Origin of the sequence: Streptomyces sp. HNM0645, assembly GCF_030056615.1 — a bacterium.
In the GTDB taxonomy this organism is placed as follows: domain Bacteria; phylum Actinomycetota; class Actinomycetes; order Streptomycetales; family Streptomycetaceae; genus Streptomyces; species Streptomyces marianii.
On record NZ_JASHLT010000064.1, the window covers coordinates 1 to 14,083 of the forward strand.

10 protein-coding genes and 1 pseudogene are annotated in these 14,083 nt (G+C 71.6%); 3 read left to right on the forward strand and 8 right to left on the reverse strand.

Going from position 1 to position 14,083, the window contains the following annotated elements:
- Positions 1-277: 277 nt before the first annotated feature.
- Both QMZ92_RS36605 and QMZ92_RS32130 read right to left on the reverse strand, forming a co-directional pair.
- Positions 278-529, reverse strand: a pseudogene (locus QMZ92_RS36605) (hypothetical protein); the annotation flags it as partial.
- A gap of 134 nt (positions 530-663) precedes the next feature.
- Entirely contained in the window at positions 664-993 is a 330-nt protein-coding gene (locus QMZ92_RS32130) for a PepSY domain-containing protein (RefSeq protein ID WP_283301100.1), read from the reverse strand.
- Positions 994-2,510: 1,517 nt separating this feature from the next.
- Here QMZ92_RS32130 and QMZ92_RS32135 point away from each other — a divergent pair.
- On the forward strand, positions 2,511-2,717 hold the full coding sequence (locus QMZ92_RS32135) for a hypothetical protein (RefSeq protein ID WP_138052150.1): 207 nt from the start codon (positions 2,511-2,513) through the stop codon (positions 2,715-2,717).
- Between the two features lie 35 nt (positions 2,718-2,752).
- Positions 2,753-4,423 carry a DUF6895 family protein gene (locus tag QMZ92_RS32140; protein WP_283301101.1) on the forward strand — a complete coding sequence of 557 codons (1,671 nt, stop codon included), beginning with the start codon at positions 2,753-2,755 and terminating at the stop codon, positions 4,421-4,423.
- Between the two features lie 232 nt (positions 4,424-4,655).
- Here the strand turns inward: QMZ92_RS32140 and QMZ92_RS32145 are convergent, their stop codons facing one another.
- From QMZ92_RS32145 to QMZ92_RS32155, 3 genes are all read right to left on the reverse strand, one after another.
- Positions 4,656-6,884 (reverse strand): xanthine dehydrogenase family protein molybdopterin-binding subunit, encoded by a 2,229-nt coding sequence (locus QMZ92_RS32145; RefSeq protein ID WP_283301102.1) that lies wholly within the window; start codon positions 6,882-6,884, stop codon positions 4,656-4,658.
- A 76-nt stretch (positions 6,885-6,960) separates the two neighbouring features.
- Positions 6,961-7,947, reverse strand: a complete 987-nt coding sequence (locus QMZ92_RS32150) for an FAD binding domain-containing protein (protein WP_283301103.1) — start codon at positions 7,945-7,947, stop codon at positions 6,961-6,963.
- Positions 7,944-8,513, reverse strand: a complete 570-nt coding sequence (locus tag QMZ92_RS32155) for a 2Fe-2S iron-sulfur cluster-binding protein (RefSeq protein WP_283301104.1) — start codon at positions 8,511-8,513, stop codon at positions 7,944-7,946. Before QMZ92_RS32155 ends, QMZ92_RS32150 begins: the two co-directional genes overlap by 4 nt.
- Positions 8,514-8,803: 290 nt before the next feature.
- Here QMZ92_RS32155 and QMZ92_RS32160 point away from each other — a divergent pair, with 290 nt between their 5' ends.
- Positions 8,804-9,703: a bifunctional helix-turn-helix transcriptional regulator/GNAT family N-acetyltransferase gene (locus QMZ92_RS32160; RefSeq protein ID WP_283301106.1), complete on the forward strand. Its 900-nt coding sequence runs from the start codon at positions 8,804-8,806 to the stop codon at positions 9,701-9,703.
- Positions 9,704-9,800: 97 nt separating this feature from the next.
- Here the strand turns inward: QMZ92_RS32160 and QMZ92_RS32165 are convergent, their stop codons facing one another.
- The 3 genes from QMZ92_RS32165 to QMZ92_RS32175 all read right to left on the reverse strand — a co-directional run bounded on the left by QMZ92_RS32165 (position 9,801) and on the right by QMZ92_RS32175 (position 13,646).
- Positions 9,801-10,400 carry a MepB family protein gene (locus QMZ92_RS32165; protein WP_502962185.1) on the reverse strand — a complete coding sequence of 200 codons (600 nt, stop codon included), beginning with the start codon at positions 10,398-10,400 and terminating at the stop codon, positions 9,801-9,803.
- Positions 10,401-10,569: 169 nt separating this feature from the next.
- The gene (gene nhaA, locus QMZ92_RS32170; RefSeq protein WP_283301107.1) at positions 10,570-11,886 is read right to left on the reverse strand and encodes a Na+/H+ antiporter NhaA; all 1,317 of its coding nucleotides are present in this window, start codon (positions 11,884-11,886) and stop codon (positions 10,570-10,572) included.
- A gap of 224 nt (positions 11,887-12,110) precedes the next feature.
- Positions 12,111-13,646, reverse strand: a complete 1,536-nt coding sequence (locus tag QMZ92_RS32175; RefSeq protein WP_283301108.1) for an alanine/glycine:cation symporter family protein — start codon at positions 13,644-13,646, stop codon at positions 12,111-12,113.
- Positions 13,647-14,083: the final 437 nt, after the last annotated feature.

The window sequence follows — 14,083 nt, forward strand, 5'->3', positions numbered from 1 at the left end:
CTCGGTTTCGGCCGGAACGAACCCCTCCAGCGTCCCGGACCCGTAGCAACTCACGTCAGGGCAGACAGAAGCACCCCCGGCGCACGCCACGGGATTTACCACGCCCACGGCGCGCGCCGAAGGCGCGCTGCGCTGCTGACCTGCGGACACCCGCCTGGGCGGCGCCGGCGGCCTCCCGGCCCCAGGGGACCTCGCGGTCCACGAGGCGCACCCGGCCCGGGGTGTTCACGGAGACCGCACGGTCCGCGGTGCCCCGCAGAGGGGGCCGCGGTCGGTCTCAGCTGAGCCGGAACACCGGCCCGCGGGGCGTGAAGGGGAGCGAGGCACCCTCCGGGACGAGATGGGCGTGCTCGGGCCGCACGCGCAGGACATCGCAGCAGCCTTCCGTGATGACGGGCACGGGCGCCGTCGCAGGGAAGTCCTCCGCGCGCCGCAGGAGGCGACCCCCGGCTGTGCGTCCGAACGGTCCGGACGTTCCGGACCTCTCGTCGCAGCCGGCTCTGTCGCCCCGTGCGGCGGTGCGCCCGGCGCGGTCCGGACCGACGCCCGGGGCGCTCGACCGGCTCCGGGCGCGGCCCGGACCGACGCCCGGCGGGCGCGACCGGCTCCCGTGAGCGCCTCGCCCGGGCGCCGGGCGGACGTCCCGTGTCGGCCCGCGGAAGGTCAGCCCTTGTCCACCTGCTCGCGCAGGACCTCGCCGGTGGCGGTGTCGATGTCGCAGGCCGTCTTGCTCCAGTCCTGCTGGTTGACGACGTCCACCGACCACACGAGCGTGTTGTCCTCGTCGCCCAGGTGGACGTCGGTGATGGTTCCCTGCTTCCTCTCCGTGGCCGTCTTCACCGCTTGCGCGGGCGACACCTGAGCCCTGGTCAGGCGGTCGGTGAGCTCACGCATGTCGTCCGCGTCCTGACCGGTCTCCGGCTGGGACCGCGGCACCGTGCCGGACACCCCGTCCACGAGGACCCGGTGGACCGTGCCGTTCTGGTCGGCCACCTCGGCGGTCCACTCGGGGCTGCCGGGGCTCGCTCGGTACGGGTGAGGCGGTGGCGCCGCCCTTGTAACGCCTCAGCTCGATCCCGACCAACTTGCTCCCGGCGACGGTGCCGACGGCCGTGTCCGCGGCCTTGTCCCAGGGGACCTCGGCCGCCTGCACCAGCGACATGCGTGCGACCTGGTCGTCGGTGGGGCGGGCCCGGTGCCGGTGGGGTCCGGTGAACNGACCTGGTCGTCGGTGGGGCGGGCCCGGTGCCGGTGGGGTCCGGTGAACCGGTCGGGCTGACGCCGGTCGGGGCCGCCGGGGTGGCGACGGTCGGGCTGACGCCGGTCGGGGCCGCCGGGGTGGCGACGGCCGCCGGACCCCTGGTGCCCCCGTCGCCGCCGCAGCCGGCGACGAGCAGGGCGGAGCAGACGACGAGGCATGCGGGCAGGGCGGAACGCAGACGGAGAGCATGCAGCGATTCGTTCATGTCGCCACGCGCAGCCGCTGCCCCGTCGAGGCAGACCGGCCGCCCTGAAGATCACCCGTTCGCCCGCCCCGGCCGCCGCCGGGGCGCGGTCCCAACACCTCCGGCAGCCCGATTCCCGCTCCGTATGCGGTGCAGAGGTCCCGGGCCTCGTTGGCGGCGGAGTCCGCGGCCACCGCTCCCTGGAAGGCGGCTCCTCGGCGGCCGGCCGTACTCCGGCCGGCGGGGCGGGCGCGCGGCCGCTGCTGCCGTGTCGGCCCGACGCCGAGGCGGCGACGGACGGTCCGGCCGACCTCCCGCCGCCCACCGCTGACCTGCGACCGGTCGCCCTGGACCCCGCCGGCGACCCGCACCGTTCCGTGTTCCTTCGGACGGCCCCGACACGACCGCGCGGCCGACGGCACCGCTCGACGCGCGCGAGGAGGGTACCCGGGTCCGCAACACGCGTCGGCCCGCTCCCCGTTCCGTCTTCGGCGCGTCGCGCACCCGCGTCCACGGCGGCCACTCCCCGAGCACCCGGGTTCCCCTTGCGTCAGCGACTCCGGCGCGCCCGTTGGCCGGCCAACCGCCGTTCCTCTTCCCGCCGGTGCCCGTGCCGGTGTCCGCGGCGCCCGCGCGAAGCCGTCCGGCCTGCGTCCACTCGGCAAACCACCAGGCACCCGCCACCACGCCCGACCACAGGAGCCCGGCCGATACCGCGGAAGGCCACGACGCCTTCTCCGTCCACCTCTCCACGGCCGCCGGCACCACCCAGCCGCTCAGGAGAACACTCGCGCCCCGTACACGTCGATGCTCGAACATCCGGGCCGACTATCCGGTCCCCGGGGAAGAGCACACGGCGGGCGGTGGTGTACGGGGAGCCGGCGGGCCTGCGTACGCGGTCACGGTCGCCTGGTGGGGCGAGGCGCCGGGGTGCCCTCGATCTGCCCATCCATCCGCACAACAGAGCAGATATGACTGTATGAGTTTCTGTACGCATATTCCGCTGCCATGCCCGTTGGTCAGATAGTGGACGGGAAATGCCGGACTCCGAACAGGAGGTGCGTCATGTCCTGTCCACCGTCGGTCGATGCGCGCAAAGCGCTGGATTTCCTCAGGACCAGTGGACTGGTCGATCTCAGCGTTCCGCTGGAGCGTGTGGTCGGCCAGGTCAGCCAGCTGGACGATGTCGCGGGCTATGTATTGGCCTGGGAACGCTACGTCCTGGTCGTCGCCAACGAGGTAGCGGACGCCGCGGCGCCCACTGACAGCTGAACGAACGACGCAAGATGACTGCCGGGAGGATCACGGTGAGAACAGAACAGCCCGGCGTCCGGTCGTCTCGAAGGCGCGCGGTGGAGGACCGGGCGGTCGCCTGGCTCGCTGCGCGCCGGGCCCTGCTGGACCCGCGCAGCGCCCGGCCGGACAGTGTGCTCTTCACCCGCAAGGCGCTGATCGAGACGGCGTTCCTGGCAGGACTGCGGGCCCGGCTCGACGATTCGCCGCTCACGGACGACTACGCGTCCATTCTCGAGCAGGTCGAGGACGTGGCCCGGGAGCCCTCCTATCGGGAGATGATCGCGCGGGACGAGAGCGCCCTGCTGCTGTACGCCGGCACGTACGCGGCGCTGCGGCTGTGCGGCCGCGACGCCCCCGAGTTCGAGCGCATCATCCGGCAGGCCGCGGAAGGCGGGTACGCGGCGGCTTTCGAGCGAGTTCCGTACCGGCAGCTGGACCTGCTCCACACCCTGTACCTGTGCGGAATCGAGCACGACCTGTCCCCGATGGACGATGTCCTGCCGTACTCGCTCCTGTGCCGGCGCCCGAACGTGCTGAAGCTGGCCGACCGAGACGTCTACGCCATCACCCACACCATCTTCTACGCCACCGACTTCGGCCTGCGCGACCCGGCATGGCCCCGCGGGTTCCGGCCCGGTGAGGGCGTCGAACTCCTCGAAGCGCTCCTCGTCCTGGCCGAGGCACGCGCCAACGCCGACCTCGTCGGGGAGCTGTTGTGCTGCCTGTACTGCCTCGGTGTCACCGACTCCTACGCGGCGGACCGCGCCTGGGCCTTCCTGGAGTCGGTCCAGGACGGCAACGGTCGTGTGAACGGCCCCGAAGGGGTGCTCCACCCCGGAACCGACGCCGGGGACAGCGACTTTCGCCACTGGGCCGAGGGATACCACACCACCATCGTCGCCGCGCTGGCCGGTCTGCTCGAGCGCAGTCCGCGGCGCCGCAGCCAGCCGCCCCCGACTCCGCCTGCCGAGGACGTCCCCCTGCGGACGCCCCTGAGGCGCGCGGTGATGTGGCTGTGCGACGCGGCTCCGGAGCAGGACCACCGCTCCGGCCTCGCCGGGGTCACCGCCGCGGCTGTCGGCGCGTCCGCGATCCAGGAACACGACCTCGCCCGCCCCTCACTCGAGTGCTACGCGGCGCACCTCGCGGACGCCGCCCCGGCCTTCTGGCAGGAGCAGGGCATGGAGATCGCAGGAGAGTTCGCCCTGGCGCTCCGTCGGGCGGAGGTCCACTGCCCCTCCCTGGACGAACACCTCAAAGCCACCGCCGACGCGGTCGCCTCCCTCGAGAGCATCCCCGCCGACATCGCCGGAGGTGTGCACCGGCTGATCAGCCTCGGCGTCCTCAGCCAGTCCGTCGCCTCGGCGATTCCCCGGCAGACCACGCGCCGAGAACGGCACCTCTATCCTCTCCACGCCGCGGTCTCCCTGTGCGAAGCCCGGGAGACCTACCACCTGGGGCAGATGGCGGGGACGCTCCGCACCCTCGTCCAGGAGGGTTGGGGCCACCATCGCATCACTCGGGACGCCGTGTCCTTCCTGATCGCACAGCAGAACACCGGTGGAGCCTTCGGCTACCCGGCCTTCGACGACCGGACGGCACGCCGCAGGGCCCAGTACTCCTGGACGCGAAGTGCGGTGACCGCCCTTGCCGCCGCGGCGACGACCGGGCTGACGGACTGACCTGCCGCCGCCCGCGAGGAGTGTGGCGATACGCGCGAGGAGGGGGAGGCCGGGGCGACGGCCGGGCCGGGCACCTTCCCCGGCGGCTGCCTCTTCTCCGGCCGGTAGGCGAGGCGTACGAGGGCCGGCGGCCGCGGCCTGACGCAAGGTCGGCACGGGGGCGTAACCCTACGGCGCGGACGGACCGGTGCGTGGGGGCGCCGTTCACCGCCCGGCGACGGGGAACTCGTCTTCAGGCAGCCATCGGCGGCAGCCCGGGCAGCACCTTCTCGATGGTGACGGGGAAGTCGCGCACCCGCACACCGGTGGCGTTGAACACCGCGTTCGCAACGGACGCACCGGCACCGCAGATGCCCAGCTCACCGACGCCCTTCGCGCCCAGTACGTTGGCCTTGTCGTCGTAGCCGTCCAGGACGACGGCGTCGACGTCGGTGATGTCGGCGTGCACGGGGACCAGGTAGCCCGCGAGATCCCGGTTGACGAAGGCGCCGGACCGCGGGTCGACGACGGCCTCCTCCTCGAGGGCCGCGCCGACACCCCAGATCATGCCGCCGATCAGCTGCGAGCGGGTCGTCTTCGGGTTGAGGACCCGGCCCACCGAGAACACACCGAGCATCCGCCGCAGGCGGATCTCGGCCGTGTCCGCGTCGACGCCCACCTCTGCGAAATGGGCCCCGTAGGTGTTGATCGAGTAGTCGGAGTAGTTCGGTTCATCGCCCATGTAGCGGACCCGGCCCTCGGCCTCCACACCGTCGGGACGGCTGCGCGCGACGATCCCTCCCAGGGTCTCGGACGCACCGCCGATGCCGACGCTTCCGTCGGAGAACACCGCGTCTGCCGGGTCCAGTCCGTGGAGCGGAGAGCGTGCGTCGCCACAGGCCGCCTCCAGCAACTCCGCGCGCAGGGCCAGGCACGCCCGGTGGGTCGCGGTGCACGAGTTGGTGGCGCCCCACGACCCTCCGGAGCCCCAGCTGGTGGGGAGGTCGGAGTGCCCGAGCTCGATCCGCACCTGTTCGAGCGGGAGTCCGAGTCCCTCGGCCGCGACCTGGGTGAGGATCGTGTACGTGCCCGTGCCGATGTCGGTCATGTCCGTCCGGACAACGGCGGTGCCGTCCGCCTCCAGCCGCACGCGCACCGTCGTCGGCCCCTGGAAGTGCCCGCGGATGGCCGCCGACATGCCGTACCCGACCAGCCACCGTCCGTCGCGCACACTCGCAGGCGTGACCGGGCGGTGCTCCCACCCGAACCGGCGGGCGCCTTCGCGCAGGCAGTCGACCAACCGCCGTTCGCTGTACGGCACGTTCCGCTCGGGGTCGACGGTGGGCTCGTTGCGGATGCGCAGCTCGACCGGGTCCAGGCCGAGCGCGTGGGCCAGCTCGTCCATCGCCGACTCGACCGCCAGCATGCCCGGCGCCTCGCCCGGCGCGCGGACGTCCGTCCCGCGCGGCAGGTCGAGCGCCGCCAGCCGGTGGCTGGTCAACCGGTGGGGCGCGGCGTACAGGCTGCGGGTGGTGGCGGCGGTCTGCTCGGCGTACTCGACGTCGGGGTTGGTGTGCATCGTGACGTCGTGGGCGATCGCCGTCAGCCGCCCGTCGCGCTCAGCGCCCAGCCGGACCCGCTGGCGCGAAGTCGGGCGCATGCCGACGAGTTGGAAGACCTGCTGGCGGGTCATCGCGACCTTCACCGGTCGGCGCAGTGTGCGGGCGGCGAGCGCCGCCAGGATCGTCTCCGAGTGGATGCCCAGTTTTGAGCCGAACCCCCCGCCGACGAAGGGGGCGACGGCGTGGACCCGCTCGGGGTCCATCCGGAGCGTCGTGGCGACCGAGACCTGCGCCGCGTTGACGATCTGGGAGCTGACGTAGACGACCAGGTCCTCGCCGCGCGGTTCCGCCAGACACGCATTCGGCTCTATCGGCAACGAGAACTCGTACGGCGTCGTGTAGTGCTGGTCGAGCTTGACCTCCGCGTCGTCGAACCCGGCGTCGAAGTCGCCCACCTCGGTGTCGGTGGGGATACCGGCGTTGACCACCTTCGGGATGTAGACGTCGTCCTCGAACTCGGTGAAGTCGAAACGCCCCCGCCCGGTGCTGTACTCGACCTCGACGAGGTCGGCCGCGGCCCGGGCCTGCTCGAGGGTGCCGGCGACGACGAGCGCCACCGGTTCGCCGTAGTAGTGGATCTCGGGGCCGGTGAGCTCCGGCTGGGCACGCCAGTACTCGAAGGAAACGGATTCGTCGCGGGGGCCCTGCGCCGGGGCGTTGAGGTGGGTCATCACCAGATGCACATCGGGCGCCCGCTCGGCCTCCTCGGTGTCGATCCGGGTGATGCGGCCCTTGCCGATCGTCGCCCCGACGATGAAGCCGTAGAGCGGCGGGCCGGCCTCCCAGTGCTCGTACGCGTAGACTGCCCGCCCGGTCGCCTTGAGCGGCCCGTCGACGCGGTCCACAGCGTGCCCGATCATCTCGCCTCCTCCTGCGGAGCCGGTTTGCCCGCCGGTCCGCTCCCGGGCCCGGTCGGTCCCGGCCGCCTGGCGGTACTCAGCCGGTCCCGGCCACCTGTGCCAGCGTGCGGCACAGGGTGCGCCCGGCCAGCTCGATCTTGAAGTCGTTGTGCCCCTGTCCGGCTGCGTCGCGCATGGCCGCCTCGGCCGCGGCGCGATACGTGGCCATCTCGGCGGGGCGGCCGGTCAGCGCCGCCTCCGCCTCGGCGGACCGCCACGGTTTGTGCGCCACACCGCCGAACGCCACCCGGGCCTCGCGGACGCTTCCCGCGTCGGTCGTCGACACGACGGCCGCCACGGAGACCAGCGCGAACTCGTACGACGCCCGGTCGCGGACCTTGCGGTACCTCTGCCGGCCGGGCGGGGGCGGCGGCAGGACGACGCTCGTGATCATCTCGCCGGGCCGCAGCACGGTCTCGATGTGCGGTGTGTCGCCGGGCAGCCGGTAGAAGTCGGTGATGGCGACGCGGCGCACCGCCCCGTCGGCGTCGAGCAGTTCGATCTCCGCGTCCAGCACCGTCAGGGCCACGGCCATGTCCGAGGGGTGGGTGGCGATGCAGGATCCACTCGCGCCGAGGATCGCGTGTATGCGGTTGAACCCGCCGATGGCCGAACACCCGCTTCCGGGCTCGCGCTTGTTGCAGCCCGCGGCGGTGTCGTAGAAGTAGGGGCACCGGGTGCGCTGCAGCAGGTTTCCCCCTGTGGACGCCTTGTTGCGCAACTGGCCCGAGGCACCGGACACCAGCGCCTCCGACAGCACCGGATAACGGGTACGGACCAGAGCGTCGGCGGCCACGTCGGAGTTCGGCGCCTGGGCGCCGATACGCAGCCCGCCGTCCGGGTGTTCCTCCATGGCGCGCAGCGGGAGCCGGCTGATGTCGACCAGATGGCTCGGCTTCTCGATGTCCAGCTTCATCAGGTCCAGCAGATTGGTGCCGCCGCTGATGAACTTCGCACCGTTCCTGGACACCGCGGCGACGGCGGCCTGCGGGTCCGTTGCCCGCTCGTAGGTGAAGGACCTCACGCCGTGCCGCCTTCCGCCGTGCCGCGGATGGCCGCGACGATGTTCGGATAGGCGGCGCACCGGCAGATGTTGCCGCTCATCCGCTCGCGGATCTCCGCGTCCGTCAGGGCGATGTGCGGCGAGGCCACGTCGGCGGTGGCGTGGCTGGGCCATCCCGCCTCCACCTCGGCGAGCATGCCGACGGCCGAACAGATCTGCCCCGGTGTGCAGTAGCCGCACTGGAAGCCGTCCTTCTCGACGAAGGCGCGCTGCACGGGGTGCAGGTGGTCGGGATCGCCGAGGCCCTCGATCGTGACGATCTCGTCGTCCTCGTGCATGACGGCCAGCGACAAACAGGAGTTTACGCGCCGGCCGTTGACCAGCACCGTGCAGGCGCCGCACTGACCGTGGTCGCACCCCTTCTTCGTCCCGCTCAGGCGCAGGTGCTCGCGCAGCGCGTCGAGCAGCGAGGTCCGTGGATCCACCTCTAGTCGCCACATGTGATCGTTGACGTTCAGCCGTATCGCCGAGAGTGGGGCCGGCGCGCCGTCGCCCGGTCCGGTGGGGCCCGTCCCCGGATCGCTCATCACAGCCCGCCTTCCTCGCTCGGGTGCGGGTGTCAAGCCCGACATGCGGTCGACGCCGTCGGCGCGCCTCCCCGCGACTGGTCGCCCTTGCGGGGCGCGCTCTTCGGTCCAGCGTCTCGCACATGCCCGCCAACCGCGATTCATGTCCTCGTGGTGCGGTTCCCCGCACGCCACCGTCCCGTGTACCGGCCGGCGAGCGGGACCCGCGCCGCTCGCGCCGGGTACCGCCACGCCGGGCTCCTCGCGCCGGCCGGCTTGCCTGGCCGTTTTTCTCTGACTAAAGTCAGAGGATGATTGAGGAGCAGGTGGACCAGGTGCGGCGCTTCAACCGGACGGTCGCCGAACGAGTGGGAGTGCTGCACGACCACTATCTGGGCGGAGCACGCCCGTACGGGCAGGCTCGGCTGCTCTGGCAGATCGGCGACGGCGACACGCACGACGTCCGCGGCGTACGGGACCGGCTCGGCCTCGACTCCGGCTATGTGAGCCGGTTGCTGCGCGCGCTCGAACGGGACGGCCTCGTCGCCGTCGAGCCCCACCCTCGCGACCGGCGGGTCCGCACCGTACGGCTGACCGAGGCCGGGCGGCAGGAGCGCGCTCTTCTCGACGGCCGCAGCGACGCACTCGCCGCATCGCTCCTCGCCCCGCTCAACGCCCGGCAACGGGACCGGCTGACTTCGGCCATGGCGGAGGTCGAGCGACTGCTGACCGCTTCGACGGTCACCTTGGCCGTGCTCGACCCCGATCACCCGGACGCCGCGCACTGCCTGCGGTCCTACGCCGCAGAACTGGGGGAGCTCTTCGACGGGGGCTTCGACCCCGCGAACAGTCTGCTGCCCGACCCGGGAGAACTGCGCGCGCCGCGCGGACTGTTCCTCGTGGCCCGGCTGCACGGGGAGCCGGTGGGCTGCGGCGGGCTCAAGCTGCCGTCCGGAGCACCCGCCGAGATCAAACGGCTGTGGGTCCGCCCCGATGCCCGAGGGCTCGGCCTGGCCCGGCGCCTCCTGTCCGAACTCGAGGAACGCGCGGCCCGGCACGGCTGCGAACTGGTGCGGCTCGACACCAACAAGGCCCTGGAGGCGGCCACGCGTCTCTACCGCGACAGCGGTTACGCCGAGGTCCCCGCCTTCAACGACGAGCCCTACGCCCACCACTGGTTCGAGAAGCGGCTCACTGCGGGAACGCGGTAGTAAGGAAGGCCCGCCTTCCGGGTGCCGGCCGCCACGGGGTACGTCCGCGCGGCGCAGAGCCGGCGCCGACCATCAGCGGGGGGCGGGCGCCGGGAGGTCACACACCGGCCGCGTGGTACAGCGAGCGGGCCCGGCCGGTGTCGACGGAGCCGTCGGCGGGCAGATGCAGGAAGTGCTTCGTCTGCCACTCCTGTGAGGCACCGGCCTGCCGGCTGGTGGTCGTCACCCATGGCGGATAGACGCGGAGAGCCCGCTTGCCCCCGGAGCCGTTGCGGGCGAAGACGCCCCGTTCGCAGAGCACGTCCCGGGGAAACACGAACTGTCCGAGACTCCCGCCCTCACGCGTGCTGACGACGAGAAGGGCGACGTCGTCCGCGGAGTCGAAGGGCTGGATGGGCCCGCTCGCGGACCTCTTCCACACCGTGACGAACTGACCCGCCTTCGTCGGCGTCGTTCTGGCCGTGCGGAATCTGACGGAGAGGCCGTCGAGCGTGAACCCGCACGCGCCGTAGTCGGCGCTCTCCGGTTCCGGTACGGGGCGGGAGCACGTGAACCCACTGGGGTCGTAGACGAGGTCCTTCGCGGCCAGCAGGTCCGCGGGTACTCCGGCCGCATCCGGCCACGCTCCGGGACCGCGGCCATCGACTTCCGAGAGGACGTCGTGTTCCGTTGTCCTGCCGCTTCCCGCCATGCTCATTGATCGAACATAACACCGGGTGCCGGGTTCCGGCGGGAGCGGAGGTCGCCGCGGCTCCGCTCCCGCCGGAACCCGCCACCCGGGCGTCATCTCACGCCCGCGGACGGGTCGGCCGCCCGGGGACGGGAGCCCGGGGCGGTCCCTCCGTGCGAGGCCGGGTCGGGCTCCGTCACCGGGCGGTGTCGGGTGCTGCGGGGGCCGAGTCCGCCCGCTGGTAGATGTCGGGGATCCCGTCCGCGTCGTCGTCGCGCGTCTCCTCCTCGTAGAGGCGGCGGTAGACGGCGTTGCGGCGTTTGATCAGCAAGGCGGCGAGGCCCGCCGCGATCAGCGATCCGACCAGGACCGCAGCCTTGATCTGCTCGGCCCCGGACGGGTCGGGGAAGGCGAGCTCCCCGATGAGGAGGGCCACGGTGAAGCCGATGCCCGCCAGGACCGCCAGGGAGAAGACGTCCGCCCACTCGAGATCCGGGTTGAGCCGGGCGCGGGTGTAGCGAGCGGCGAGATAGGTGCCGGCGAAGATGCCGACCGTCTTGCCGACGACGAGCCCGAGGACGACCCCGAGCGGTTCGGGACGGGTGAAGACCTCGGACAGGGCCGCTCCGGAGATGCCGACGCCTGCGGCGAACAGGGCGAACAGCGGCACCGCCACGCCGGCCGAGACCGGGTGCAGCAGATGCGAGGTGCGCTCGGCGGGGGACGCGTCCTCGCCCTTGTCGCGGGTGGTGCGCAGGATCAGGCCCATGGCGACGCCCGCGACCGTGGCATGGACCCCGCCGTTGTACATCAGCGCCCAGATGGCTACGCCGAGCGGCACGTACCACCACCAGCCCCTGACACGCAGGCGCTGGAGCACGTAGAAGAGGGCCAGTCCGGCGAAGGCCCCGCCGAGCGCCGCGAAGTTCAGGTCGCTGGTGAAGAACACCGCGATGATCAGGATCGCGCCGAGGTCGTCGACGACGGCGAGCGTGAGCAGGAACGCGCGGAGAGCGGCGGGCAGATGGGTGCTGAGGACGGCGAGGACCGCGAGCGCGAAGGCGATGTCGGTGGCCATCGGTACGGCCCAGCCGTCCGGTGAGCCCCCCGCGGGCATGGCGACGGCGATGTAGAGCGCGGCGGGCACGATCATGCCGCAGATCGCCGCGATCACCGGCAGGGCGGCGGTGGCGGGGTTGCGGAGTTCGCCGACGACGAGCTCTCGCTTGAGCTCGATCCCGGCGACCAGGAAGAAGACGGCGAGGAGACCGTCGGCGGTCCAGTGGCCGACGGAGAGGTCGAGGCCGAGGGCGGGGATGCCGAAGTGGAAGTCGCGTATCCGCTCGTAGACGCCGCTCCACGGGCTGTTCGCCCATACGAGCGCGACGACCGCCGCGGCGAGCAGGACGAGTCCGCCGACCGTCTCCGTACGCAGCGCCTGGGCCACGGCGTTGCGCTCGGGCAGCGGCAGCAGGCCGAGGAAGGTGGTGCGCTGACGCGGAGCGTCTGACATAAGGAGGGCCTCCGGGCCGTCGATGTTGCGGGCACACTGCGCCCTTTGCCGCCGACCAGACTTCCCGGCACACCTCGCGTCGCGTTGACGCGTTCTTAACACCCTAACCAGAAGGCGGGTGCTGTCACCAGACAGCACCCCACCTGCGGGAACGTGCAGGAAGGGGCCGCATGCGCAAGGCGCGGGCGCATGCGGCCCCTCCGGGAGCCGGACCGCGAGGGCGGTCAGGCGGTGGTCTTCACCGACTCCTGGTCGTCGTCGGAGTCGACCTTCTCGCCCGCCTTGCGGGCCCGGACGTACTCCAGGAAGGTGCTCAGTTCCCGCTTGACGATCGGGGCGAGCAGGTAGAGACCGATGATGTTGATGACCGCCAGCATGAAGAGAACCGCGTCGGCCATGTCGATCAGGGTCTGCAGGGTGAGCAGCGAGCCCGCGACGGCGAACAGCGTGTAGAGCACCTTGAAGGTGATCTCGCTGGCCTTGCTGCGGCCGAAGAGGTGCGTCCAGGCCTTGAGGCAGTAGTAGCCCCACGTCAGCACCGTCGAGATGGCGAAGAGCAGCACCGCGATGGTGAGGATGTACGGGAACCAGGGCAGCACCGTGCCGAAGGCGTCCGAGGTGATGGTGACGCCGCCGATCGACTCGCCCGCACGCGCCTCGACCCAGCTCGCCGGGTTGGCGATCACGATGGTGAGGGCCGTCATGGTGCAGATGATGACCGTGTCGATGAACGGCTCCAGCAGGGCGACCAGGCCCTCGCTCGCGGGGTGCTTGGTCTTCACCGCGGAGTGCGCGATCGGGGCGGAGCCGAGACCGGCCTCGTTGGAGAACGCCGCGCGCTTGAAGCCGATGATCAGCGCGCCGAGGACACCACCGGCGACGCCCTCGGGGTTGAAGGCGCCCTCGACGATCGTGACGACCGCGTCGGGCACGGCCGTGACGTTCACGAGGATGACGATCAGACAGGCGGCGATGTAGATGGCCGCCATCGACGGCACCAGCTTGCTGGTGACGTTGGCGATGGAGCGGATGCCGCCGAGCAGCACGATGCCGACGAGCGCGGCGATGAGGATGCCGAAGAACAGGGCGCCCGCGGAGGAGCCGAGAGCGCCGTTCTCGCCGCCGGCGACGGAGACGAGCTGCGCGTAGCTCTGGTTGACCTGGAAGAGGTTGCCGCCGAAGAGGCCGAAGAACAGGACCATGAAGGAGGCCAGGACGGCGAGCACCTTGCCGAAGGTCTTGCCGTTCTTGCCGAAGCGGTCGGCCATGCCCTTGGGGAGGTAGTGCATCGGGCCGCCGGAGACGGTGCCGTCCGCGTGGACCTCGCGGTACTTCACGCCGAGGGTGACCTCGACGAACTTCGTGGCCATGCCCAGCAGACCGCAGAGGATCATCCAGAAGGTCGCGCCGGGGCCACCGATGGAGACGGCGACGGCGACACCCGCGATGTTGCCGAGGCCGACGGTGCCGGAGACGGCCGCGGTCAGGGCCTGGAAGTGGTTGACCTCACCGGCCGACCCCTTCTCGTCGTACTTCCCGCGCACCACGTCGACGGCGAGGCGGAACTTCCGTATCTGGACCAGCCCGAACCAGGTGGAGAAGACGAGGCCGGCGACGACGAGCCAGGCGACGATGAGGGGGAGTTCCGTCCCGGCGACGGGGACGGAGTAGAAGACGACTTCTCCGAGCCAGCTGGCGATGGGTTCGAAGAATCCGCTGACTGCCTTGTCGACGGATTCGGTCATGGAGTCGAGTGACACAGTGGCTACCTCATGGCGCAGGACCGGCGCAGGGAAGGCTGCGCCGGAAGGTGTGCGGTCTTGGAGCGAACGCCGTTGTCCGTTCGGCGACCCGGGGCGCGTCGGTCCGCGGACTCGAACCTGATCGCCCTGGTCGTGCCGCGCCGGCGGGGACCGGCGCGCCCCGCGTCACGGCACGAGGCCATCTGCGGAGTTGCGCAGTTCTAACACGGTTTTTGTGCATCACTGGGTGATCGGAATCACATAACGGCGAGTAACCAAGGGAATTGCCTGCGAGCGTGACGAGACCGTTATCCGGAAGCACGTCCCCGTTCACCGAACGTCCACGACGGCTGGCTGTGTGTGCTCGCCGCGTCTCGGTACTGAGGCGTTGACCTGCGGAAAGGGTGCGTCGTGCGGCCGCGGGCCCGTTGCGGGGAGGCCCTGAGCACGCCGGA

Bases quoted from the DNA above. Each gene is read 5' to 3' on its own strand.
- QMZ92_RS32160 (WP_283301106.1), top strand. From the start codon at position 8,804: ATGATTGAGGAGCAGGTGGACCAGGTGCGGCGCTTCAACCGGACGGTC.
- QMZ92_RS32135 (WP_138052150.1), top strand. From the start codon at position 2,511: ATGTCCTGTCCACCGTCGGTCGATGCGCGCAAAGCGCTGGATTTCCTC.
- QMZ92_RS32155 (WP_283301104.1), bottom strand. From the start codon at position 8,513: ATGAGCGATCCGGGGACGGGCCCCACCGGACCGGGCGACGGCGCGCCG.
- nhaA (WP_283301107.1), bottom strand. From the start codon at position 11,886: ATGTCAGACGCTCCGCGTCAGCGCACCACCTTCCTCGGCCTGCTGCCG.
- QMZ92_RS32165 (WP_502962185.1), bottom strand. From the start codon at position 10,400: ATGAGCATGGCGGGAAGCGGCAGGACAACGGAACACGACGTCCTCTCG.
- QMZ92_RS32145 (WP_283301102.1), bottom strand. From the start codon at position 6,884: ATGATCGGGCACGCTGTGGACCGCGTCGACGGGCCGCTCAAGGCGACC.